The 24548-nt window shown below is 45.5% G+C and carries 19 protein-coding genes; 16 read left to right on the forward strand and 3 right to left on the reverse strand.

Annotated features, from left to right (window positions below; all coding sequences use genetic code 11):
- The first annotated feature begins 90 nt into the window (after positions 1-90).
- The 6 genes from MKX35_RS04990 to MKX35_RS05015 all read left to right on the forward strand — a co-directional run bounded on the left by MKX35_RS04990 (position 91) and on the right by MKX35_RS05015 (position 8365).
- Positions 91-1488 (forward strand): DNA-binding protein, encoded by a 1398-nt coding sequence (locus MKX35_RS04990; RefSeq protein WP_076297940.1) that lies wholly within the window; start codon positions 91-93, stop codon positions 1486-1488.
- Positions 1442-1567, forward strand: a complete 126-nt coding sequence (locus MKX35_RS04995; RefSeq protein WP_256716182.1) for a hypothetical protein — start codon at positions 1442-1444, stop codon at positions 1565-1567. The genes MKX35_RS04990 and MKX35_RS04995 overlap by 47 nt, the downstream gene beginning before the upstream one ends.
- A gap of 197 nt (positions 1568-1764) precedes the next feature.
- Positions 1765-2286: a MarR family transcriptional regulator gene (locus MKX35_RS05000; protein WP_081382663.1), complete on the forward strand. Its 522-nt coding sequence runs from the start codon at positions 1765-1767 to the stop codon at positions 2284-2286.
- The gene (locus tag MKX35_RS05005; protein ID WP_076297939.1) at positions 2279-4039 is read left to right on the forward strand and encodes an ABC transporter ATP-binding protein; all 1761 of its coding nucleotides are present in this window, start codon (positions 2279-2281) and stop codon (positions 4037-4039) included. Before MKX35_RS05000 ends, MKX35_RS05005 begins: the two co-directional genes overlap by 8 nt.
- Positions 4036-5925: an ABC transporter ATP-binding protein gene (locus MKX35_RS05010; RefSeq protein WP_076297938.1), complete on the forward strand. Its 1890-nt coding sequence runs from the start codon at positions 4036-4038 to the stop codon at positions 5923-5925. The genes MKX35_RS05005 and MKX35_RS05010 overlap by 4 nt, the downstream gene beginning before the upstream one ends.
- A gap of 211 nt (positions 5926-6136) precedes the next feature.
- Complete coding sequence (locus MKX35_RS05015) at positions 6137-8365, forward strand: MMPL family transporter (RefSeq protein WP_076297937.1); 2229 nt, start codon at positions 6137-6139, stop codon at positions 8363-8365.
- 169 nt (positions 8366-8534) lie between these two features.
- Here the strand turns inward: MKX35_RS05015 and MKX35_RS05020 are convergent, their stop codons facing one another.
- The 3 genes from MKX35_RS05020 to MKX35_RS05030 all read right to left on the reverse strand — a co-directional run bounded on the left by MKX35_RS05020 (position 8535) and on the right by MKX35_RS05030 (position 11935).
- Positions 8535-8852 carry an antibiotic biosynthesis monooxygenase gene (locus tag MKX35_RS05020; protein WP_042192566.1) on the reverse strand — a complete coding sequence of 106 codons (318 nt, stop codon included), beginning with the start codon at positions 8850-8852 and terminating at the stop codon, positions 8535-8537.
- Between the two features lie 640 nt (positions 8853-9492).
- The gene (locus tag MKX35_RS05025) at positions 9493-10212 is read right to left on the reverse strand and encodes a 3-ketoacyl-ACP reductase (protein WP_042131427.1); all 720 of its coding nucleotides are present in this window, start codon (positions 10210-10212) and stop codon (positions 9493-9495) included.
- Between the two features lie 175 nt (positions 10213-10387).
- Positions 10388-11935 carry an FAD-dependent oxidoreductase gene (locus MKX35_RS05030; RefSeq protein WP_076297936.1) on the reverse strand — a complete coding sequence of 516 codons (1548 nt, stop codon included), beginning with the start codon at positions 11933-11935 and terminating at the stop codon, positions 10388-10390.
- 157 nt (positions 11936-12092) lie between these two features.
- Here MKX35_RS05030 and MKX35_RS05035 point away from each other — a divergent pair, with 157 nt between their 5' ends.
- The 10 genes from MKX35_RS05035 to MKX35_RS05080 all read left to right on the forward strand — a co-directional run bounded on the left by MKX35_RS05035 (position 12093) and on the right by MKX35_RS05080 (position 24444).
- The gene (locus tag MKX35_RS05035) at positions 12093-13451 is read left to right on the forward strand and encodes a spore germination protein (protein ID WP_076297935.1); all 1359 of its coding nucleotides are present in this window, start codon (positions 12093-12095) and stop codon (positions 13449-13451) included.
- Positions 13451-14551, forward strand: coding sequence for a GerAB/ArcD/ProY family transporter (locus MKX35_RS05040; RefSeq protein WP_076297934.1), 1101 nt, complete (start codon positions 13451-13453; stop codon positions 14549-14551). Before MKX35_RS05035 ends, MKX35_RS05040 begins: the two co-directional genes overlap by 1 nt.
- Entirely contained in the window at positions 14548-15645 is a 1098-nt protein-coding gene (locus tag MKX35_RS05045) for a Ger(x)C family spore germination protein (protein WP_076285622.1), read from the forward strand. The genes MKX35_RS05040 and MKX35_RS05045 overlap by 4 nt, the downstream gene beginning before the upstream one ends.
- Before the next feature lie 91 nt (positions 15646-15736).
- Positions 15737-16132 (forward strand): Fur family transcriptional regulator, encoded by a 396-nt coding sequence (locus tag MKX35_RS05050; RefSeq protein ID WP_042131422.1) that lies wholly within the window; start codon positions 15737-15739, stop codon positions 16130-16132.
- A 227-nt stretch (positions 16133-16359) separates the two neighbouring features.
- On the forward strand, positions 16360-18354 hold the full coding sequence (locus MKX35_RS05055) for a methyl-accepting chemotaxis protein (RefSeq protein ID WP_076285623.1): 1995 nt from the start codon (positions 16360-16362) through the stop codon (positions 18352-18354).
- Between the two features lie 121 nt (positions 18355-18475).
- Positions 18476-19288: a uroporphyrinogen-III synthase gene (locus tag MKX35_RS05060; RefSeq protein WP_076297933.1), complete on the forward strand. Its 813-nt coding sequence runs from the start codon at positions 18476-18478 to the stop codon at positions 19286-19288.
- A gap of 206 nt (positions 19289-19494) precedes the next feature.
- The gene (locus tag MKX35_RS05065) at positions 19495-20133 is read left to right on the forward strand and encodes a ThuA domain-containing protein (RefSeq protein ID WP_042192549.1); all 639 of its coding nucleotides are present in this window, start codon (positions 19495-19497) and stop codon (positions 20131-20133) included.
- A gap of 95 nt (positions 20134-20228) precedes the next feature.
- Positions 20229-20576: a phasin family protein gene (locus tag MKX35_RS05070; protein WP_042131416.1), complete on the forward strand. Its 348-nt coding sequence runs from the start codon at positions 20229-20231 to the stop codon at positions 20574-20576.
- Positions 20577-22244, forward strand: a complete 1668-nt coding sequence (locus tag MKX35_RS05075) for an ABC1 kinase family protein (RefSeq protein ID WP_076285626.1) — start codon at positions 20577-20579, stop codon at positions 22242-22244.
- Between the two features lie 394 nt (positions 22245-22638).
- Complete coding sequence (locus tag MKX35_RS05080; protein WP_076297932.1) at positions 22639-24444, forward strand: DEAD/DEAH box helicase; 1806 nt, start codon at positions 22639-22641, stop codon at positions 24442-24444.
- Positions 24445-24548 lie beyond the last annotated feature (104 nt).

Here is a 24548-nt window from a genome sequence, read left to right on the forward strand (position 1 = left end):
GTCGTACAATCTATTGGTTGTACAATCCATAACTTTCACCTATAATGTCAATTAATAGAATCTTTTCAAGTCAAACTTTGGGGGTGCCGAGTGGAGGGAAAGTTAACAACTATACGCTCAGAAATTGAGAAAAATCTGTCCCGCTCCGGCCATAATCTCGCCTCATTTTCAAAAATATGTGGCCTGAATCGTGGAAGTCTCAGTGCAATTTTGCACGGGAATCCGCCGAAGCCTATGTCTCTGGGACAAATAGATGCAATTATTAAAGCCTTTGGATTTCCTGACGGTTGGTTGTATCCTTTATATATTGATGAATGCTTTAATGAGGAGAAGGTCTCACGCCGCAGGGTAGAGCCTTTTTTAATACGTTGCGCCGAATTGGGCAAACAAAATTGCATTGATGAAACTATAGGTAGGATATTGGAGTGTACAAAACCGCTGGATATCATTTATTCAGTTGCTGATAAGTTATTCAATAAAGGGAAAATTCAGGAGTCTTTGTTTTTTTATAAAATTGTAGTAGAGAATGAGTCTGATAGTTACAGTGAACGTCTTGCGATCAGTCATTATCGTATTTTTAAATTTTTGCAAACATTTGATATGGAAGAGAAACTACGTGCAGTGATTAGTTTTAGTCCATTCAGGGGCCGTCTTCCAGAGAATTTGCAATTGGATGGTTTATTAATGCTGACGCAGTTATGTTTCGCTCTTCGAAGATGGGAAGAAATGGAAGTATATGCTGATGAGTTGAGAGCTTTAGCCAATGCTGTTTACCGCCAAGAACTACGTCGTAGTGAAGACAGACGAAGAGAAGCGCTTTGTACAGAGCGTCCGCTGGTTGTCTATTATGGACATGGTTATTTACTCAAAGCGATTTCGTTGTCAAAGCAGGGTCGATATGAAGAGGCTAAGAAATATACTGCTGGTTACGCAGACCTCAGCTGGTTCGAAATGTTGGATGAAGTAGGTCACCAAGCCGTAGAACAGTTCCGATTATTTGCAACCGGAAATAGCTTTACACTGGAGATGCTGGAAGGCAATGTTGAAGTTATACCAGCTTATGTAGCCTTTTTAGCTGATCATCCCGGAGAGATACTACCAGGACTCATTATTATTATGGAATCGGCTAATCGTTTCGGATTTTCTGTAGACAACGTGCTTACACGCTTCTCACGGGAAATGCTGCGATTTGAGCAGTTTGAAGATCCCATTAATATCGATCGATTATATCGGTTGTACTATCAAGTAGCTATATATCAAATAAGAAATAAACAATATATTGTAGGTGTGGAATATATTATTCAGTCTTTAGAGTTATCTATTAAGACGAATAATGGAATAGACTTCATAAAATGTGTAACTTTATTTGAGACCAACAGGGACTATGCAACTCAGATTCAGCAGGACAAATACAGAAATTTAATAAGGGAGGTGAGAAAAGATGAAAAAATCACTATTGATGATGGCAGGCATTTTAGTATTGTTTAGCTTCATCATTATTGGTCAACCGACATTGGGAGGCGGCAATGGAGGAATGACGACCTATGAACACGGAGCGGGATTCTAATATTAAAGGTATGTTGGACATTTTAATATATAGTTACATATCCGATTTTTTTAACTCCTTACCTTCGTGGTGGGAGTTTTTTATTTCGTAATAATTGATACCGTATTCAAAATTTGACAAAGCGTTGCGCCGAAAATATAATTAGGTAGCCTAAATAATACAGTGTTTAATAATTAGCTGACCTAACTAAATTAGAGGTGAAAGAAATTGGGATAAACGGAGGAAATACAGAAAATACTGAAAATTCAGTCGCACACGAGCTTTTTGCGGCGATGAAACGGCTGCATAAAGGCCAATGGCAAAAGGGTGTTGAAGGCCATAAGCCGAGTGAGATGACTTTAATGATATGCATTGAAAAATGGAATCATTCTGATGATGAGGGTCTAAAGATATCTGAAATCAGCCGACTACTCGGATTCACACCTCCAACTATTACGCAGTTGATTAATAGTCTTGAGGCGAAACAGATGGTGGAAAGACACGCAGATCCTTCGGACCGAAGAGTCGTACGCGTGAAATTGACGGAGAGTGGAAAAAAACTCACACGAAGAGCAGAGCAATACAGAGACGCAATGCTGGATGAGCTCGTACGTTACTTAGGTGAAAAAGAGACTAAGCAGCTCACAGAACTGTTGCTGAAAGTACATGCATTCGTTGAGGATAATCCACCACCTAATTGGGATAGGCTACAAATGAACGGAGATGAGAAGCTTGATTAAATTATTTAAACAACTGAAGCCATTTCGAGTAGCTATTGGTGCTGTATTAATTCTTGTGTTCTTGCAGTCCATGGGCGACTTATACCTCCCTACGCTGATGTCCGACATTGTCGACAAAGGTATTGTTCAGGGAGACCGTACTTATATTTGGAAAATAGGTAGCTTCATGCTTTTAGTAGCAGGGGGCGGGGCCTTATGTTCAGTCATTGCCAGCTATTTATCAGCAAAAGTGGCAGCAGGATTCGGTAAACTTACCCGTGCTCGTGTATTTAATCATGTAGAGAATTTTACACTGCATGAATTCGATAAGCTTGGTACTGCCTCTTTAATTACCCGTACAACGAATGATATTACGCAGGTACAGACTGTACTTACTATGATGCTGCGTATGATGATCGGTGCACCGATGATGATGATTGGTGGTATCATCATGGCGGTATCTGAAGATGCGAAATTATCGTTGATCTTTGTAGTAGTTATTCCGGTACTCGTTGGCGCAATTTTCTTTATCGGGATGAAGGGATTACCACTGTTTAAAGCGATACAGATCAAGCTGGATAAATTAAATCTGGTTCTACGTGAACATTTGACGGGTATCCGTGTTATCCGTTCATTTAACCGGATTGATCATGAGAATAAACGCTTCTCCGAGGCTAACCGTGATCTGACAGACACAGCGATCAAAGTAAATAAAATCATGGCCGGTTTGATGCCGCTTATGATGATTGTTATGAACTTTTCCATGATCGCAATTCTTTACTTTGGTGGGATTCGAATCGGCGATGGCGATTTACAAGTCGGCTCACTAATGGCATTTATTCAATATGCGATGCAAATCATGTTCTCCCTGATTATGGTGTCGATGATGTTCGTGCTGATTCCTCGTGCTTCAGCTTCAGCCTTGCGTATCAATGAAGTGCTCGATATGCGGCCGGAGTTCACAGATCCATCAGAGAGTGATTTACAAACAACGGCTCAAGCAACTAAAAAAGACGGCCGTGATCATATGCGTGGTTTTGTTGAATTCGATAATGTCTCCTTTTCTTATCCTGGCGCGGAACAACCTGCACTTTCGAAAATTAGCTTCAGTGCTCGCCCAGGTGAAGTTACTGCGATTATCGGGGGTACTGGTTCAGGTAAATCTACGCTGCTTAGCTTGATTCCAAGGTTCTATGATGTTAACGAAGGTGCTGTACGTGTTAACGGAGTAGATGTGCGTGAGATGACTCAGGAAGAGCTACGGAGCAAAATTGGTTACATCCCTCAAAAAGCGGTATTGTTCTCAGGTACGATTAACGAAAACATTCGCTACGGTAAAGAGGATGCTACCGATGAAGAAATCATTCATGCAGCCAAGGTAGCTCAGGCCTACGATTTCGTGTCAGCAATGAAAGATGGATTTGATTCGGAAATTGCTCAAGGCGGTAGTAATGTCTCTGGTGGTCAGAAACAGCGGCTGTCCATTGCACGTGCGCTTGTGAGAAAACCTCAAGTTTATCTGTTCGACGACAGCTTCTCTGCACTTGATTTCAAAACAGATGCTAAGCTTCGTGCGGCACTCAAAGATGAAACCACGGAATCCACTGTTCTAATCGTAGCTCAACGGGTTAGTACCGTTATGGATGCCGACCGGATTATTGTTATTGATGAGGGTGAAATCGCCGGAATGGGCACTCACCGTGAACTGCTCGCGAGCAGTGATGTGTACCGCGAGATCGTATCCTCGCAGCTGTCAGAGGAGGAAATAGCATGAGTGAACAAAACAATAGAGCTGCAGCTCCGCGCACCCATAAAGGTCCTGGACCTGGTGGCGGCCCTGGCATGCGGATGCCTGCAGAAAAGGCTAAAGACTTCAAGGGTACACTTCGTCGTCTGATTAAGTATTTAAGACCTCGTATGGTTCAATTGATTATCGTTCTTGTAATGGCAATTGCCAGTACTGTATTCAGTATCTTCAGTCCTAAGGTTATGGGTAAAGCAACAACTAAACTATTCGAAGGTGCTTACGGTAAATTAATGGGTGTTGAGGGAGCTTCCATTGATTTTGGATACATTAATGATATCCTGATCATACTTGCGGGTCTGTATTTGCTTAGTGCTCTATTTAGCTATATTCAGCAGTACGTAATGGCTGGCGTAGCTCAGAAGGTCGTCTACGACATGCGTGAGCAGATCAACAGCAAGCTGGAACGTTTGCCTTTGAAATATTTTGATTCCCGTACCCACGGGGAAATTCTAAGCCGTGCTACGAATGATGTGGATAACATCAGTACTACACTGCAGCAGAGCTTAACTCAATTAATTACTTCTATTGTCACCATTATCGGTGTCATCGTAATGATGCTTACCATCAGCCCATGGCTGACTTTGATTACGATTGTTACATTGCCACTCAGCTTCGTTGTGATTATGGCTATCTCCAAGCGCTCGCAGACTTATTTTGTCGGACAGCAGAAGTCACTCGGTCAGTTGAATGGTCATGTAGAAGAAATGTATACAGGTCACCGGATTATTAAAGCATTTGGTCGTGAACCGCAGTCCCTTAAGGATTTCGATGAAATTAACGATAAGCTTTATGACTCTGGCTGGCGTGCCCAATTCATGTCGGGTATGATTATGCCGCTCATGATGTTTATCGGTAACTTGGGTTATGTAATGATTTGTGTAGTCGGCGGTATCTTTGTTACTAAAAAAATGATCGATGTCGGGGATATTCAAGCTTTTATTCAGTACTCCCGTCAGTTCACCCAGCCGATTGCACAAACGGCTAATATTGCGAATATTATTCAATCCACTATTGCTTCCGCAGAACGTGTATTTGAACTTCTGGATGAAGAAGAGGAAGTTAAGGAAGTTAATACTACACTTGCGAAGCTTGATGAAGGTACTCCGGAAGGTTCCGTTGAGTTCCGCCATGTGAAATTCGGATATAAAGAAGATGCGATTCTGATTGAGGACATGAATATTGAGGTTAGTCCAGGTCAGACTATAGCCATTGTCGGTCCTACTGGTGCTGGTAAAACCACTCTGATTAACCTGTTGATGCGCTTCTACGAGCTTAATGATGGGGAAATTATCATTGATGGCGTCAATATTACCAACATGAGACGGAGTGACCTGCGCAGCAAATTTGGTATGGTGCTTCAGGATACTTGGCTGTTCAATGGTACAATCCGCGATAACATTGCTTATGGACGTGAAGGTGCCTCAGAAGCTGATGTGGTACGTGCTGCCAAGGCTGCTCATGCCGATCACTTTATCCGCACACTTCCGCTTGGTTATGATACGGTGTTAAATGAAGAGGCTTCTAATATCTCTCAAGGACAGAAGCAGCTGATTACGATTGCGCGTGCGATTCTGGCTGATCCATCGATCCTCATTCTTGATGAAGCAACGAGCAGTGTCGATACACGGACAGAATTGTTGATTCAAAAAGCAATGAAAGCATTGATGCAAAACAGAACCAGCTTCGTAATTGCTCACCGTCTTTCGACGATTCGAGATGCCGACCTTATCCTTGTTATGAATCAAGGTAGTGTAATCGAGAAGGGAAATCACGAGGAACTGCTTGCACAAGGCGGATTCTATGCTGATCTTTACAACAGTCAGTTCTCCGAAGGAGATTTGGACGCAGGCTAAGTTGAAGTGAAAGAAAAAGTATAGCAAACCATAAACCCCTCTTTTCACATGTTGCTGATTTTATATGTGAAGAGAGGGGTATTTTATATGTGATGAGGTGTTTTGATTTTTCAGAAAAATAAAAAAAGTTTGATTAAAAATTAAAGCATATATATGATAGAATTAAAAATGACCCGCGGCTCATTTTTAAGGCGGGAAGGTAAAGGAGAGGATGAAGGGAATGTCAGGCTACGGTAAATGGGTGGCAGGAAAAAAGACGAAATGGATTACTCTTCTCGTATGGATAGTGCTAGTAGGTGCACTTACCCTATTATGGCCTGCAGTGAATTCTCAAGTTGCTAATAATGCGCCCAATCTCCCAGATGATGCACAATCAATACAGGCGACAGCAATTGCAGAACAAGAGTTTCCAAGTGGAAGCGGAGTACCTGCATTGCTCGTATGGCATAGAGAAGGTGGGCTTTCGCAAGACGATTTAGTACATATCACTGCTGTATACAACAAGTTGGAGCAGCAACCGTTACCCCATCAGAACTTTGTTCCCCCACTAGGGAAGCTGCCGCCGCAGGCACTGCAAGCCTCATTATCTGAGGATCTTAGTACACTGGTAACCCCGGTGCTTTTTGATAAAACGGCAGATAGTGATCAGCTCGGCGAAGCTGTGACAGAAATGAAGAAGATCATAAACACGGAGACGGGTGGAGACCCCTCCGCGGCTAAGGTAGATGACAAAGAGCTGAGTTTACGTGTTACGGGTCCGGTGGGTATCTCTATTGATGCTACTGGCCTGTTCCAGAACGCAGACGTTTCCTTGCTAATTGCTACGGTTATGCTTGTGCTGGTGTTCTTATTGGTGATTTATCGTTCGCCTATCTTGGCGTTTATTCCGCTTATTGCTGTTGGATTCGCTTATGGTGTAACTAGTCCGATTCTTGGAAAAATGGCGCAAGAAGGCTGGATCACCGTGGATTCGCAGGCAGTATCCATCATGACGGTTCTGTTGTTCGGTGCGGGTACGGACTATTGTTTGTTCCTGATCTCACGGTTCCGGCAGTTGTTGAAGGTAGAAGAGAGTAAGAGTCGTGCGCTTCTTCGCTCCATAACCGAATCTTCAGGCGCCATCGCTATGAGTGGCTTCACCGTCGTGCTCGCGCTGTTTGCGTTATTGCTGGCTAAGTATGGAGCTTATCATCGTTTTGCAATACCGTTCAGCGTGTCGATTTTCATTATGGGGATTGCTAGCTTAACGCTTGTACCAGCACTGTTGGCGATCTTCGGACGGACTTCGTTCTACCCATTCATTCCGCGTACCCCCCAAATGGAGGTTGAACGGGCCAAGGCTAAAGGCAAACCAACTCCAGAGCCAAAAGTCTCCCGTAAAAAAGGAATTGGCGGATTTGTAGTTTCCCGGCCTTGGGCTATCGTAGGCGTGACTGTTATCGGACTGGGAATTCTGGCTTCATTCTCTAGTGGAATCAAATTTACGTATGATATCCTTTCCTCCTTTCCTAAAAATATGGAGTCCCGCGAAGGGTTCGACCTCATCGGTAAGCAGTTTTCGCCGGGGGAATTAGCTCCCGCTAAGCTAATTATTGATACTAAGGGGCAAGCGAGTGGAGAGGATCTTAAAGTCATTCTCGGAGGGCTCACGTATGTGGACACGGTTTCCGATCCGCAGCAGGGCGCTGTGAACAAGGATATTCTGGGTTATGATATCGAATTTAAGAACAATCCTTATTCACTTGAAGCGATGGGGCATATTCCAGCCCTTCTAGCAACAGCAGAGCAAGCGCTGATTGATGTAGGGGTAGAGAATCCTTCAGATCATGTGTGGGTAAGTGGTCAGACGGCGACGCAGTATGATACCAAAAAAATCGGAGATCGTGACACCGATCTGATTATCCCTGTTGTTATCGGGTTGATCACTTTGCTGTTGTTGATATATCTGCGTTCGATAGTGGCGACTATTTATCTGGTCGGAACGGTTATTCTCTCCTTCTTCTCTGCACTTGGCTTAGGCTGGATTATCATTCATTATGTGATGGGCGCAGATGCCATTCAGGGAGCGATCCCGCTCTATTCCTTTGTATTCCTGGTGGCACTTGGAGAAGATTACAACATCTTTATGATCTCGAATATTTGGAAAAAGCGTAAGACCATGCCGCTTAAGCAGGCCATCGCGGAAGGCGTGAATGAGACCAGCTCAGTAATTACCTCTGCGGGCCTCATTCTGGCAGGTACTTTTGCTGTATTAGCTAGCTTACCGATTCAGGTGCTTGTGCAATTTGGTATCATCACCGCTCTAGGTATTCTACTTGATACCTTCGTAGTACGTCCGTTCCTTGTGCCCGCTATTACGACACTTTTTGGTCGATGGGCATTCTGGCCGGGGAAACATCAAGAGGTGGAGGAAGCTCTGCCTCGTGGTAGTGAGCAATAAGCGACACACTGTAAAAATAAACAGGGATGTCTCAAAGCCATATTGGCTTAGGGCATCCCTGTTGTTATTGTCGTGGCAGTCGTACTTCTGTTAATTGTACGATCGGTCTATATCACATAGACGCAAGTTATGCGAATAGCTTGCGGGACTAGTTGTCCAATCTCTACACTTAATTGCTGGTGCCGGGTGTTCGGCTGATCATCAGCTTATATTTGTCGATCGAAGCACCAAGAATGGCTTCATTTCCACCAGCACCGCGGTGTGATTGACGGAAGGATTCACTGGATGTCCAGCCTTTAAATGCCTCCTCATTCTCCCACATGGTACAGATTTTTAATTCCTCAACACCTTCTTTGGCACTTCCTTGCCAAACCTCCATGCGGACGAATCCTGGCATATCCTGTACACCATTATTTCCTCCGAAACGTTGAGCAATGGCTTCACCATGACCTTCTTTAACTTTAATGGTATTTGTTACTACTAGCATATTAGGTAAACCTCCGTTCAGTAGTGTGATATCCATACATAAACATTAGGCTGAATATATAATTGCACTTTATACACTTAAAAGTTCTGGTTCGTTAGAAACGAAGACGATAAGTGTATTCTCTGCAACTAAATTAGATGAATCTGGCGTATGGTCGAGAATTGCCTGCTTTTAGTTGCAAAGAGTGCAATTAAAGTGTGGCGGATCCTCTAATTACGCTGAATAGATGTACAAAGTGCAACTATCGTCTATTCGAACGCCAAGTAGTATTCAGAGCCGAAGCGCCCAGCGTAACTACAATACTCAACTACAACAATCAACACCCAACACAACGTAACTATAAGTATCTATAATTAAATAAATACTTAATCTCTATTTACCTACTCTGGCGTTAAAGTAACCTACTCTAGCTTAAAGTGGAGTTTGATTGCAGAATACGCAACAGAATAGCCGAAAATAGTCTACATAAGGTATTCTGTTGCACTTTGTACAATTAAATCAGGGTTAAATGGCACGAAAGTACGGTTTTCCTCCAGTTTGATTGCACAAAATGCAATCGAACCAAGTTTCTCTCACGACCAGAGACATTCTATTGCACAAAGCGCAATCAGAGCTTGAATTAGAACCAACCAGCTCGCTTTTATTGCGGATTAGTGGTCCAGAGTCCAGCTGTTTTTAGGAAGACACGATCCGGCAGCTTCAAGGCTGTTAAAGCCAATTCAGCTACATCCTCAGGCTGCATCATGCGGTCTTCGTCACCGATTTTAAGTCCAGCGTTGGAAGCTAATCCGGTGTTAACAGTGCTTGGAGTCAAGGCTACGACGCGGATGTTGTGCTTACGCACCTCTTGTGCGAGAGCTTCGGTCATGCCCATCAGTGCGAACTTGGATGCGCAGTAAGCCGAGCCTGTCGCGAAACCGCGTTCTCCAGCGGTAGAAGAGATATTGATGATATTTCCACCATTTTTCTCAATCATAGCTGGCAGTGCAGCGCGAGTTACATAATACGTACCGTAAAGATTGACTTGGATATGACTTTCCCAATCGGCAGGGTCCATTTCTACTAAAGTGCCGAATTTTGCAATTCCGGCATTGTTGATTAATGCGTCAAATGTTCCTAGCTCGTTTTGCAGGTAAGCAACCGCACGTTCAGCTTCTTCGCGTACAGCGATATCCGCAACGGCAATGCTGACTTTAACGTCGTATACTTCCGTTAAGGCTGATTTTAACGCTTCGAGATCGCCTGAAGTTCTGGAGATCAGGCCCAAATTAGCACCTTCCTTAGCTAGTGCCATGGCTAAGGCTTTGCCGATCCCTTTGCCTGCACCAGTAATCACAACACTCTTTCCTCTCAAATCCATCTCTAACGTCACGCTCCTTTAAACATTTTTGAAGCTAATGCTTCGTTCATGTCCTATTATACCTGAATGCTATAGGGCATTCACAATCGCCGAAGGAAAACGATTTGAAAACTTCCATGTATAGACGATGTTATTTTCCATGAATCCATCATTTTGTTTCCACGAATGAAATGATTTATTCGTAAAGCTTCGTCAGCGGCACGGATGCGGGTCCCTCTAAGACTTCTCCATCATAGGAGAAACGGGAGCCGTGGCAAGGGCAATCCCAAGAACGGTCGCCATCGTTCCATTCGCATTCACAGCCCATATGTGTACAGGTTCTGTCTACTAGATGAAGCGTCCCTTCCGGATCCTTATAAGCTCCCACACGTTTACCGTCATGGAAGACAACAGCCCCTTCGTCTGCCTTCAAATCACTTGTCTTTTTATGGACGATTTCTACTTTGCCCGCTACAAGCTCTTTTGCCACATTGGCATTTTGAACGAAGAAGCTTTTTAGGCTGGCGCCAGCTTTGAAGCGGGATGGATCGTATAGCTCTGTGTATGGATTATCCTTACGCTGAATCTGATCGGAGATAATTTGAGCGGACAAGGTACCGCTTGTCATGCCCCATTTTCCGAATCCGGTAGCGATATAAATCTCTTCGCTGTCCGAAATCTTGCCGATGTAGGGGACCTTGTCCAGCGTAATTAAATCCTGTGCTGACCACCGGTAAGGGATCGATTTGATGCCCAGCAAGTGGCCTGCGAACAGCTCCAGATTCTCATAATGACCTATCGTGCAAATGCCTTGGCCCGTCTTATGATTCTCACCCCCGACGATAACCAGATTCTGGCCTTCCCACTCCACTGCACGCAGAGAACGGGTTGGTTCGCTGGCGCTTAAATACATTCCACCCTCAAAATCCGTTTCAGGCTGGATCGCCAGACAGTAGGAACGTTCAGCATGCAGTCGCGAGAAATATAACGCACCTCCGTCGTAGAAGGGGAAATGAGAAGCTGACACAGCGTAACGGCAGGTGATACGGAAGTCATTCTTTTCCGTAAAAAGCGTAAGCGTATCGTTCTTCTCCACCTTGTCCGCCATCATTGTATGCTCATAGATCACGCCACCTTTTTCCACGATAACCCTCAACAAGGCCTTCAGATATTGCAGGGGGTGAAAGCGAGCTTGTCCTGGTAATTTAATCGCACCGCTCGCCATCAGAGGGATAGGGACGTTATCCAGCCATTCACCGGGCAGGCCTAATTGTTCATAGGCTTGATACTCTTCTTCCAACTGTTTAAGCGTTTTATGATCTTCAGCATCTGCGTATAAATAGGCCGCTTCACGTTTCATGCCACAAGACACTTCCAGTTCCTCAGCCGTATTTAAGATCCAATTCATAGCCTGATTGTTCGATTGATAATAGAGCCGCGCATTCTCCGCCCCAAAATGTTTCAGCAAATGATGATAGATTAATCCGTGCTGAGTGGAGATCTTGGCGCTTGTAAAACCCGTAGTACCGCTGAGGATTTCCCCTGCCTCCAAGAGTGCGACTTTGTATCCGGCTTTGCTTAAGAGATAGGCTGTTGTAATCCCTGTAATACCGCCGCCCACTACAGCGACATCTGTAGAGATATCTTCAGTGAGCTTTGGAAAAGCCGGTAAATCCGTAGTGTCTCTCCATAATGATTCTGGGAATTGCGGGAGACCTTGCGTTATTTTACGGTGTGGATCCATCTTATTATCCCTCCATCTATACAATGCTCATTTCATTTATTACCACAGTCCCGTTAAAAGAAACTCCGTATTCATATGTGCAGTGCATGAATTCAGAGAAATAGTGCCAAAATAAGGTGGCATCCGGGAAGCGCAGGATAAATAGGAGGGATGATCCATGTCAGTTCAACAGGATAAGCACAATGTTTCTCTGGAATGGATCAAGGATCAGTTAAACGGATTCGCCGATTTAATCGATCGAACACTCGTTGCACCTTTTGGGCAGATCAACTTACTTTATATTAAAAGCGTTACAGATTCGCAGACGCTCAGTCGCCATGTGATTACGCCGTTCTATGAGATGGGGGATACTAACGCTTACCTTGATTACATTACGACGTATCCGGGCACGGAAGAGGAGAATACGAAGGAAATAGCGATCGATCTTTTGCTTAGTGGCTACGTTCTTCTTAGCATAAATGATGTGATTTGTTTTTTTGACGCGATGAGTACAGAGAGCAGCGGTGTTAGTGAAACGTCTGCAGAAAGCATTTCACAGGGACCTTCAGATGCATTAACGGAGGATATTGCGGTTAATCTGAACATGATTCGCCGTCGCTATCAATCCACTAATCTCAAAATGGAAACCATGATCATCGGCGATGTCTCCAAAACAAAAGTGGCCATCCTATACGACATCAGTCGTGTTGATCATAATGTATTAGCGGAATTAAGGGAGAAGATGAATACCCTAAAGGTTGATATTTTACAGGCTACGGGAGAACTTGAGAAGTTTATAAGCAGTGATAAATTGAGAATACTCCCTAAGTCTATTATTACTGAAAGACCTGATAGAGTTGTGTTTAATTTGTCTGAAGGAAAAGTAGCGATACTCCTGGATACAACGGGATATGCGATAGTGTTGCCCTCCATATTTAATGATTTTTTTACATCCATGGATGATAAGATCCAATTTCCTATTGTGGGCCGTTTCTTAAAGCTACTCCGAATTATCGGTGTGTGCATGACGTTATGGCTGCCTGCGATCTATGTAACACTTACCTCGTATAACCCAGAGATTATTCGTGTGCAGGTTGCACTACTCATTTCGGGTAGTCGCGCGACCGTGCCTTATCCATCTTTTGTGGAAGTGCTCTTAATGCTTATGATGATGGAATTTCTGACCGAGGCGAGTTTACGGCTGCCCAAAGCGATTGGTCCTACGGCCACGACGGTCGGAGGTCTAATCTTAGGTCAGGCAGCTACGGCGGCAGGGCTTGTAGGTAATATTATGATTATATTGGTCTCTGCCGTTGCGATATCCAATTTTCTGATTCCTCTGAATATGATGAGCTTGTCGATTCGCGTGCTGAAGTACATTTTTCTTATAGCTGCCGCTGTTCTAGGAATGGTTGGTGTAGTGGTCTGTGTTGTGGGATTCGCGATGTATTTATGCAATCAGCGTAGCTTTGGACAACCTTATTTCAGATTGTTTTTTCTTGATAACCTTGGTAAGAAGAAGGGCGGGGAACATTGATGGCCAAAAGCCGTTATTTCTACTGTCTTTTTCTGATGAACAGCTTGATCAACATCATTAATTTTGTTCCTAGGGAACTAATAGACAGACGCTTTGACGGTGCTTTGTTCTCCATACTAATTGCAACGATCCTTGGCACTTTGTTTGTCTATATATTTACTGTATTGATTGCTAAATTTCCTGGAAAGGGGTTTCCGGAAATATTTAACCCTCTTCTTCCTAAGCTGCTAGTCAAACCCTTACTTGTCTTTTTTGCGGGTTTATGGTGTGTGGCTGGGGGGGTTACCTTGCTTTCCTTTGTAGATATTACACTGCGGTATGTCAGTCCGAATTCAAGCCCATATACTGTCGTGATCGGCTTTCTGATATTGGTCTGCATCTGCTGTCGCTTTGATTCACTATCACTTTTGTATGGTCTTGAAATCATTCTTTTCGTTACATTACCGTTAATTGTCTATGGCATCGTAAAGGCGCTGACCAATCCGGACTTCAATTGGGATTCTGTTCTGCAGATTACTACATACATCTGGCATAAGCCGGATTTGATGAGTCTTTCGGCAGCTACCTTTTCTTTTAGTGGTTATATTAATCTAGCCATCTTTAATCGGGTATTTCATGGGTTAAAGCTAAAGCATGTCTGGATTTTAGGGGTGGAAGGACTTCTCGTACTTCTCATAACCTTTTTGGTCCCTATCGGTTATTTCGGTACTGTTGCGATTGAGAGACATGTATATACGTGGTTCTCGACGGCAGACAGTATCCGGATAGAATCCTTTATTATTGAACGGATGTTGTTTATTTTTTATTTTGCCTATATGACTTTATCTCTGGTGAGTGTAATTGTTCATTGGCATGTAGGGTTAGGATTATTCAAAGGTGCTATTTCATCTACGAAAAAAAAATCCCAGAAGGCAGAGCAGTGGAAAGAGTGGCTCATCCTGTGCTTGTTTAGCGGAGTGGTCCTCTCCTTAATATGGATGGATCAATATCAGCTCAACGTGTTGGGCATTTGGTTTCTACAGATCCGCTGGTTTGGTGAGATGTTCTTAATCGCTCTGCTGTTTTATTGTTATCGCAAAGTAAGGAGGCAGAGGTTGTGAGAAAAGCACTTAGTGCAATAGGAATTGTGTTACTGCTACTCCTTGCCGGCTGTGACTTCAAAGAAATTGATTTAAGGATATTCGTACTGGCGATCGGTGTTGACCCTGGTGAAGAAGAAGGGACTTTCAAGATCAGCTTGAAACTGGCCATCCCACAGGGGGAAGTTACTAAGATTGATGAGAAGATGCAGATATTAACCGAAGAGTCCCCTAGTATTTCGGAAGCGCTCCGCAGAATGAAGTCAAAAGTGGAGAAGGAGCTTGATTATTCCCATTGTAAATCGATTATTTTGGGAGAAGGGATCGCACGCAAAGATATTCAGCATGTTATGGATTGGGCCGTGCGGCGCAGAGATGTCCAGCTTATTGTAAATTTTGCAGTCGGGCGTCCGGAGGCACTTCAAGTGCTGCAGGTACGACCCGAATCGGAGCGAATTCCATCGAATTCTCTTATTCTGGCGATGAGTGGTCAGGGAACGGAGTCTCCTTTTATTGCTAGTGTGTATTCCTTTCAGTTGATGAGAAATATTTATGAGAAGGGTATTGATCCGATTTTGCCGATTATCGAGGCCAAAGGGAAGAGTGAGTTCTTAATTGATAAAATTGCTCTACTGGATAGCGAGAAAATCAAGATGGTGCTTACACCGAACGAAACCCGGCTATACAATCTGCTGTCGCGCTCCAACTTACGGACCAATTTGCCAGCCTATATCGAGGGGGTCATGTATCAGTATTACACAGAGAGATCATCCTCGGACTACAAGATATTAAATACGGAGAGCGGAAAAGCAACTATTCGATACCATATTAAGATTAAAGGGATCCTCGAAGAGAGTAGCAGCCAGGATTTGGTGACACATAGCTTGTTGAAAAAAATTCAGACGGCCGGCGAGAAAGAATTGGAAGATGATATCTTAGCATTACTGAAAAAAATTCATACGAGCGGTTTGGATCCTTTTGGGTGGGGGCTGCACTATGGAGCTAGACATTTTAATAATGATACCGAAATGGAAGTGTGGAAGGAGCTCTATGCTGGGCTCGATTTTCAGGTCAAAGCTGATGTTAACATCAAATATTCAGGATTGATTAAGTAACTGAGAAAGTAATGAGTGGATAAAAGTGGGATTGACGTTCTTACATTCACGATTTATACTTGATCTAAAAATAAGTTAGAGGATGATAGCAATGAAAAGTCTAAATTTGACTTCCCAACGTCAAGCCGTTTACGATATCGTCCTTAATTCACATGACCATCCCACTGCTGCGGAAGTAATGAACCGGCTAGTAGAACAAGGTCATAGCTTAGCATACGGTACTGTATATAACTCTCTTCGTTATCTTTCAGATAAACAAATGATTCGTGAGCTTAAGCTTGGTGAGGCTGCCAGCAGATATGATGCCCGCATGGATGATCACCAGCATATCATTTGCGAGGTTTGCGGTGCGGTTGATGAGGTAATGAACCAAGTTCCACGAGACTGGATGAACACAGTGGCCAAGGATACAGGTTATACCATTGGTCATGCTCATGTGGTATTCGGAGGCGTCTGCCCGAACTGCAAGAACAAGAACGTGAACTAGGATGAAAGAACCGGAGCCTTTTGCTACGGTAATAATAAGAAATAGGCTTATTTGAGTAGATCGCTCTCTTTGAGGCGGTCTTTTTGTTGCGTTTATATGACAATTTTTAAGAATGATGAGAAAAATGAAGAAAGATAGGAGGAAAATCGGTTCCAAAGGAGGATATATAATTATATAGTAAGTCTGGTAAATAAGTCCTTCTTTAAGACTCGAAGAGAGAGAGTGTGATGACATCTATGAACAAAAAAGCGGGTATGAGTATCCGAACCAAATTAATTCTTACATACCTATTAGTTCTACTGTTGCCCAGTATCATTATCGGTTGGCGAACCTATCAATCTGCTAGCCATGAAGTGGAAGATCAACTGGTGAACAATGCTACCGAAAGTGTTGAGGCAGTAGATGCAATCATCAACTCGAATATTCAATCAAAAATAGATACTATTTCTTATTTTGCTGCTGAGTTCACCGCTGAGGGGACCAACAGTGAGGCAAATGGAGAGACGGTAGCTTCTATGAAGGACAGATTAAAGGAATATGCTGTGCTACATCCTGATGTGCTAGATATTTATGTTAGTACAAGCAGAGGGCAATCGATCCATGCTTCGGAAGCCAAGCTGCCCGAAGGCTATGATCCCAGGCAGGAAAGTGCCTATATTAATTCTCTGAAGCACGGGAAAGGTGTTGTGATTTCTCCGGCCTTTCAAACTGTGAATCAGGAAACGGCGATCGCGATATCAACGGTCCTGAAGAGCGGTGACGGGGTGATAACCCTGAATCTCAATCTATCTGCATTAGGAGAATTGACCGCGACCAAGGTGGGGAAGGAAGGATATATTATTATACTGGATAACAGCAAGAAATATCTTGTTCATCCAACAGAGGCTATTGGACTGGAGTCATCCGATGACTTTATAAAGACAATGTTCGAGGAAGATCAAGGTACTTTTGATTATGTCTACAAGGGTACGCACAAAAAGATGACGTTTATGGTAAATGAGCTTACGGGCTGGAGAATCGGAGGCACGATAAGCATAGATGAAGTGACTTCAGTAACGAGTGGAATCCGCAATACAGCGCTGCTTGTAATTGTAGCTTCCGTTCTGCTTGCACTAATCGTAATCTATTTTAATATTCAATCTATCTTGAAGCCTCTGATCCGTTTGCGGAAAGCAACTGCCGTGATAGCCAAAGGGGATCTGTCCGAAGACATGGGGGCTTTCCGCAAAGATGAAATTGGCATGCTAGCCGAGAACTTTCAATTAATGGTGCTCAGCCTGCGCCAGATGATCATAGGTGTGCAGGAGATGACGAGTAATGTCTCCTCTTCAGCCGAAGAGCTGACTGCCAGTGCGGAGCAGAATGCCCAAACGATCGAACAAATGACGATAGCGATTCAGGAGGTAGCGGCAGGGACGGAACGGCAGGTGATCGGTGTACGCAAAGGAATGGAAAGTACAGCGGCGACGACAAGCGAAGTGGATCATATTTCCGTATATATGGAGCAGGTGTCTGCGATGATGGACAAGACTTCACTCTCTGCTTCGGAAGGAAATGATTCCGTCATCAGCGTGGTGGATAAGATCAATGGTATCGATAGAACGGTGGGAGAGCTTGGCAGTGTAATCGACAAGCTGAACGAAAGAACCGGTCAAATTGAGGGCATTGTCGGCGTAATCACAGGGATTGCCCGTCAGACCAATCTGTTAGCTCTCAATGCTTCTATTGAGGCGGCCAGAGCTGGAGAGCATGGCCGTGGATTTGCCGTTGTCGCTGCTGAAGTGCGTAAGCTGGCAGAGGAATCAGAGAGATCAGCGCATTTGATTGCAGAGCAGATTACCGCCATTAATAGTGAGATGACGCTGGTGACTCATACGATGGAAGACACAAAGCAGCGCGTAACCGAAGGGATAGAGGCCGTGGATACTTCCGGACGTTCCTTCTCCCGTATCCGTAGAGCGGTCAAGAGTGCCGCAGAGAAGATTGAGGCAATGGGTGGGGCTGTACAGACCTTATTGGTGGAATCAGATCACATGGAGAAGGCTATAGGAGAGATTCGCGGCATCTCTGAAGAAGCGGCTGTGAATACAGAGACCATCGCGACGGCAGCGCAAGAGCAGCTCGCTTCTGTTGAAGAGATGGCGTCTTCGTCTACCGACCTTAGCCGTCTTGCGGAGGAACTGCAAAAGCTTGTGAGTAGCTTTAAAATACACTCTTCCTAGTAATAATATATATTTCATATAGGAAAACGATGCTTTTATCTTCCCTTTTGCAGCCCTTTGCAAGTATACTGATAAACAATAATGTTGGGTTAGGCAACGGAGAGAGGAGAGATAATAGTACATGGCAGAGCAACTGAAAGGGTTCACGGTCGCCTTGGCGGGCCCGCGCAAATCGGAAGAGATGGCCAAGTTGGTGCAAAATATGGGGGGGACGGCGTTATCTCGACCTGCTCAAGGTACTGTCTTTCTTGATGATGAGGCATTGGAGGAAGGATTGAATTCATGGATCAGCCATCCGCCTTATTTGGTGATCCTTACCACAGGCATGGGACTGGATGCTCTCTTCCAAACGGCTGAACGCCTTAATATCGCTGAGCGTTACTTAGAGGTCCTTTCTGGTTCTATTATTGCTGCACGGGGTTATAAGACAGTGAATGCTTTGAAAAAAAGAGGACTTACGCCGGAGGTTCGTGACGACGACGGAAGTACGATCGGATTGATTCGTGGGCTTCAATCTCTGGATTTGCAGGGCAAGGAGGTCGTACTGCAGCTGCACGGCGACCCAGCTCCTCGTATGCTCGCATGGCTGCAGGAGGCTGGGGCGAATACCCGCCAAGTGCTGCCGTATCGTCATACTCTACCAGAACCGGGTGAGCTTGAAAGATTGCTTACAGAAATCATAGAAGGTAAGATTGATGCCGTGGCTTTTACAAGTGCGCCACAATTTCGTTTCCTCTCTCAATTTGCTCGGGAACAGGGCAAGCTGGAGGAGATGCTGAGGTCTTTCGAGGATAAAGTGCTTGCTGTTTCTGTAGGGCGTATTACCTCTGAGGCTCTAAAAGAAGAGGGCCTACAACGTATCATCATGCCTGAGCATGAACGGATGGGAAGCATGATTGTAGAGTTGGGCAAATATGTGGCGGCGAATCGCTAGACCACAGTGTGCGGAAGCTTTACAAGATTTACGTTACTATTCAGAAGCATTCCCGCCGGATTCAATGGGTGGGGATGCTTTTTTACCCGGAAGAGGATGCCTTAAGAGTAGTAAACCTGCCATCTGCATGGACATTCGCAGCAGTTTTCCTTAGAATATAGGCAACATGTGATGAATAATAACAATGAATAAGGAGGAGGATCCCCATGGACAAAAGAAAATGTCTGTTACTTGGTGATTATACCCATCCCCGTTTCCATCCACTTCAAGGAGTGGACCAACAAATTAGCGAGATCTTAAATGATTTATTAACCGTTCAGTGTTCAGAAAATAAAAAAATGATGCGCATTGAGCATTTAGGAAGTTATGACTTATGCATTGCCTACAACGAATTATGGAATGAAACTGTATCTCCTCAGCAAACCGCTGGCCTACTCAGCTATGTGAGCGGTGGTGGAGGACTGATTGTTCTTCATACAGGTGCTTCATTGACGAAGCGTAACGAACTAGCTCAGCTGATCGGTGGACGCTTTAATGGTCACACCGCTTACGAGCCAATGAATTTTAAGGTGCTAGAGCATGACATTACTGAGGGCGTTGAAGACTTCCAGCTGGATGAGGAGCCTTATCATTTCGAATTTGATCCGTTCACAGATCGGACTATTCTTCTTCAGTATGAATCGGAGGGTCAATGGCTTCCAGCTGCATGGTGCCACAGCTATGGTTTAGGACGAGTAGTGTTCCTTATGCCTGGGCATCATGAGCCATCCTTCCGCCATCCAGCACTACGTAAACTGATCTTGCAGGCAGCTACTTGGGCTGCACGTATTCCGGTAAGTAACTAAGGGATAGAGCGTTTTTTTGAAATACGCACACAGTGAGGTATACTTTAATCATCAACTCCGTTTGTAACGAAACGGAATCTTTGGGAGGAAGTACTATGAGTGATTTGTTTAAAAAAGCGATCTCTTTAGGAGTGGGCCTCACCATTGTTAGTAAGGAAAAAGTAGAAAAGGTTGTTGAGGAACTAGTGAAGCGTGGGGAGCTTGCTCCTTCGGAGTCTAAGGCCCTAGTTGACCGTCTGATTGAACGCGGTGAGGAAGAGCGAGGTATGCTCAAGTCTGTTGTACAAGAACAAGTACAACGCGTGTTGAAGGAAATGAAGGTTCCTGTACAAAGTGATATTGACGAGCTGGAAGGCCGAATTGCTGTGTTGGAGCGTCGATTGGCCGAGCTGGAGGGCATTTCCCATCTAGAAGGAACATCGGCGGAAACGCGTACGGACTAAATGGCAGTACGTATCAGACATGCCGGACGATACCGGTCCATTGCCATGGCGCTTATGCACCATGGTTTTGGCTATATGGTGGAGGAGCTGGGGCTCTATCATTTATTATCCCTTCCACGCCGTCTTGTAACGCAAGAAGCTCATACAAGCCTTACGCTCGGGGAGCGGATTCGGCTCGTATTGGAGGATTTGGGCCCAACCTTTATAAAGCTTGGACAACTCGCCAGTACACGTTCGGATCTGCTGCCTGATTCTATTATTCAAGAATTGGTAAAACTACAGGATAATGTGCCCCCGTTCCCTGTGGAGCGCGTGCGCACGATTGTGGAGCATGAACTCGATCAACGGATGGATGAAATCTTTAATTCCTTTGAGGATACTCCTCTTGCGGCTGCGTCGATCGGTCAAGTGCATAGAGCTGTTCTTCACAGTGGGCAGGTCGTGGCTGTTAAAGTTCAGCGCCCTGGCATACTGCGAACGATGAGTAGGGATTTGGAAATTCTCAAAGATCTGAGCGCCCTTGCTGAGAAGCAGCTAGGCTGGGCGAGGCAATATCAGTTGTCCCGTATGGTAGAGGAATTCTCGAAATCTCTGCTTGGCGAGCTGGATTACGGCCAAGAAGGACGCAATGCAGAGAAAATTGCTCAACAGATGGATTATGACGGAGTATACATCCCGGATATTTATTGGGACTATACGTCAGCACGAGTGCTGACGATGGAATATGTGGTAGGGATTACGCTAAGTCGTCGCGATGAACTACTGAGTAGCGGCGTTAAGCTTAAGGTTATTGCTCAGCAGCTCGTGGAAATGATGCTAAGACAAATTTTCATTCATGGCTTTTTTCATGCAGATCCGCATCCAGGGAATGTTATGAGAATGGCTGATGGGAAGCTGGCTTTGATTGATTTTGGCATGATGGGGCGGCTGAACGAAGAGATGAAAGAGCAGCTGTCTGCGCTTGTCATCGCACTAATGCGCAAGAATACGGATGCGATGGTCCGGGCAATTTTGCGTCTCGGAGTCATCCCTGAGGATGCTGATCGAGCGGCATTGCATAATGATATGGATCGACTTCGCGAAGAGTATTATGATGTTCCGTTTAGTAAGATGAGCATAGGTAAAGCGCTAAATGATCTGTTTGGCATTGCTCGCAAGCATCGATTAGTCCTTCCCCCGGATCTAACGATGCTTGGTAAGACGATGCTGACGCTTGAGGGTGTCATCAGCAACTTGGATCCAACGATTAGCATTTTAGAGATGGCAGAGCCTTTTGGACGGGAACTTGTGAAGCAGCGATTTAGTGGTCCCCGATTGCAGCGCAAGTTCCTTGGCGGCGTAGCCGATTTAACGGAGAGTCTTCTAGAGCTGCCTGGGCAGGCAAGGCAGTTATCCGCGCTAATTAGTAAGGGAAAGCTAAAGGTAGAGATTGTGGCACCTGAGCTGGAGCATTTGGAGCGAAAGCTGGACCGGGTTGGGAACCGCTTAGCGTTTAGTATTGTGATGCTTGCGTTCAGCATTATCATGGTTGGACTCATTATTGGAACTGCGATGCGCGGTCAGCCTTCAGTGTTATGGAATTTCCCTACAGTGGAGATTGGCGGCGTAGTAGCGCTTCTGATGTTCTTATGGTTGATCTTTGCGATTTTTAAATCGGGAAGGTTCTAACCTACAACTACAGGATAGAATAATTATTATTCTGCAGTTTCACACAAATGCCGTTCTATCAAGTACAATATAAAAGATAACTTTCTAAGCTTAACTTTACTTCTATTGTATAAAGTGGAATGGAACGCAAATGGAGTGCCGTCTAAACGTCCGGTGGATCGCTGCTGCCCAGAAACCGAACTTTGACCGCACTCTTTTAACGGGTCAAGGGATACATGGGACGGAAGAATGCCGGTGACGGGGTTCTTCCGCTTTTGTTTGAATATAGCTGAATCGGAAGCATACGCCCCCAAAAGGACAGTCGGGTAGGGGCTGCCTGAATAGGGCTTTGGAAGACGGAAGTTAAGTAAGAGATGTAATCAAATTTAACTGAGAAAATAGTGAGGTGGAGAATTTGCCGGGATTTAAAGAATTAGGTGTTTCAGAATTACTGTGTACATTGCTTCAAGGTCAAGGCATTGTTAAGCCTACACCAGTGCAACAGGAAGCAATACCGCCATTGGTGCAGGGTCTGGATGTAATTGCAAGAGCGAAGACAGGTACAGGGAAGACATTAGCTTTCTTGCTGCCAATTATGGACAAGATCCACACGGAGCGAGCTTATCCGCAGGCGCTAATTATGGCCCCAACACGTGAGTTGGCTTTGCAGATTACAGAAGAGGCACGTAAGCTGGCGCGTCATACGGATATTAAAATCTTGGCTGTTTATGGTGGTCAGGATGTTGAAAAGCAGCTGCGTAAGCTCGAAGGTGGCAGACATCTTATTATCGGTACACCGGGCAGACTGCTAGATCATATGCGCCGGGAGACGCTCGATCTTAGTGGCGTTAAGATGCTCGTTCTGGACGAAGCGGATCAAATGCTGCATATGGGATTCTTGGAGGATGTAGAGACCATTATTACGGCTGTTCCTTATCGCCGTCAAACGATGTTGTTCTCTGCGACGATGCCAGATCCGATTAAACGTCTCGCAGCTAATTACATGAAAGAGCCTCTGGATATCATTATTAAGAGTGGTTCTCCGATTCCGCTGGATAATATCAAACAGCAAGTCGTGGAAGTCTCGGATCGTAATAAAGAAGAGGCACTCAAAACATTGATTGAACGGGATCGTCCTTACTTGGCTATTATTTTCTGCCGGACCAAACGTCGGGTGTCCAAGCTGAACGAAGCACTCCAAGCAGCAGGTTATGATTGTGATGAGCTGCACGGTGATTTGTCTCAAGGTAAACGCGAAGGTGTAATGAAGAGATTCCGTGATGCGAAGCTGCAGCTTCTTGTAGCCACAGATGTAGCGGCTCGGGGGCTGGATGTCGAAGGTATCACTCATATCTTTAACTACGATATGCCACTTGATGTGGATAGCTATATTCACCGGATCGGCCGGACAGGCCGTGCCGGAGGCAAAGGGCTAGCAATTACGTTCACTTCTCCACGTGAGCAAGATGGACTAGACTTGATCGAGCACGGCATTTCGCAGCGCCTGGATCGCCGTCGTTACGACAAGGATGAATTCGGCGTTGGCGAATTCGTTGCAGTACAAGGCGGCGGACGCCACGGCGGTCGTCAAAGCGGCGGCGCTGAGGCAGCGCGCACGGGCCGCGGACCGAAGACCGGCGGCTCTGGCCGCGGCGGTGCTCCGCGCGGCGAAGGTGGAGCGCGGCAAGGTGGCCGCGGCCGCGGTAAGGAAGCAGGCGGCTGGGGCGCGCCTGCAGAAGGTCGCCGCGGCGGTCGTTCTGATGCGGCGGCTGGCAAGCGTGGCGGCAGCGGCTTTGACGCTGCTGCACCTAAGGGCGGCGGCAAGGCTGCCGGTGTAGTACGAGTAGGCGGCGGCTATGGCGCCTTCGCCTCCAGAGGCGATGCGCCAGCTAGCGGCAACGCAGCAGCGCCTAGCAGTGCCGGTTCGCGCGGTGCGAACCGGAAGGGCGGCCCAAGCACTGGCTACAGCGAGAATGTAGCCAGAGGTGCAGACGGCGGCGCTTACGTTGGCGGCACACCACGAGGCGGCTTAGGCAGCGGCTACGGTACGGGTCCGTCTAGAGGCGGCGGCAAAGGTGGTAAAGGTAGCAAAGGCGGCTATAGCGGTGCCAAGGGTGGCGCTGGTAAAGGCGGCCGCAACAGCGGAAATACGGGTTCCTCACGGGGTGGACGCGGCAGCTCCGGCGGCTTTAAAAGCGGCGGCAGAGGCACATCCAGATAATGTGAGTGGAATTTCATAACTAAAACTTGTTACCATAGGGAAGTTAGCGGACAAGCTAACTCCCTATGGTAACTTTATTTTGTAGGCACAATTATCCGAGCGAT

The sequence above is a fragment of the Paenibacillus sp. FSL R5-0923 genome (assembly GCF_038009145.1).
Lineage (GTDB): Bacteria > Bacillota > Bacilli > Paenibacillales > Paenibacillaceae > Paenibacillus_AQ.

Excerpts from the sequence above, each read along its gene's own strand:
- MKX35_RS05040 (WP_076297934.1), top strand. The coding sequence starts at position 13,451 with ATGGCCAAAAGCCGTTATTTCTACTGTCTTTTTCTGATGAACAGCTTG.
- MKX35_RS05065 (WP_042192549.1), top strand. The coding sequence starts at position 19,495 with ATGGACAAAAGAAAATGTCTGTTACTTGGTGATTATACCCATCCCCGT.
- MKX35_RS05055 (WP_076285623.1), top strand. The coding sequence starts at position 16,360 with ATGACATCTATGAACAAAAAAGCGGGTATGAGTATCCGAACCAAATTA.
- MKX35_RS05020 (WP_042192566.1), bottom strand. The coding sequence starts at position 8,852 with ATGCTAGTAGTAACAAATACCATTAAAGTTAAAGAAGGTCATGGTGAA.
- MKX35_RS04995 (WP_256716182.1), top strand. The coding sequence starts at position 1,442 with ATGAAAAAATCACTATTGATGATGGCAGGCATTTTAGTATTGTTTAGC.
- MKX35_RS05060 (WP_076297933.1), top strand. The coding sequence starts at position 18,476 with ATGGCAGAGCAACTGAAAGGGTTCACGGTCGCCTTGGCGGGCCCGCGC.
- MKX35_RS05050 (WP_042131422.1), top strand. The coding sequence starts at position 15,737 with ATGAAAAGTCTAAATTTGACTTCCCAACGTCAAGCCGTTTACGATATC.
- MKX35_RS05010 (WP_076297938.1), top strand. The coding sequence starts at position 4,036 with ATGAGTGAACAAAACAATAGAGCTGCAGCTCCGCGCACCCATAAAGGT.
- MKX35_RS05070 (WP_042131416.1), top strand. The coding sequence starts at position 20,229 with ATGAGTGATTTGTTTAAAAAAGCGATCTCTTTAGGAGTGGGCCTCACC.
- MKX35_RS05075 (WP_076285626.1), top strand. The coding sequence starts at position 20,577 with ATGGCAGTACGTATCAGACATGCCGGACGATACCGGTCCATTGCCATG.
- MKX35_RS05035 (WP_076297935.1), top strand. The coding sequence starts at position 12,093 with ATGTCAGTTCAACAGGATAAGCACAATGTTTCTCTGGAATGGATCAAG.
- MKX35_RS05015 (WP_076297937.1), top strand. The coding sequence starts at position 6,137 with ATGAAGGGAATGTCAGGCTACGGTAAATGGGTGGCAGGAAAAAAGACG.
- MKX35_RS05025 (WP_042131427.1), bottom strand. The coding sequence starts at position 10,212 with ATGGATTTGAGAGGAAAGAGTGTTGTGATTACTGGTGCAGGCAAAGGG.
- MKX35_RS05030 (WP_076297936.1), bottom strand. The coding sequence starts at position 11,935 with ATGGATCCACACCGTAAAATAACGCAAGGTCTCCCGCAATTCCCAGAA.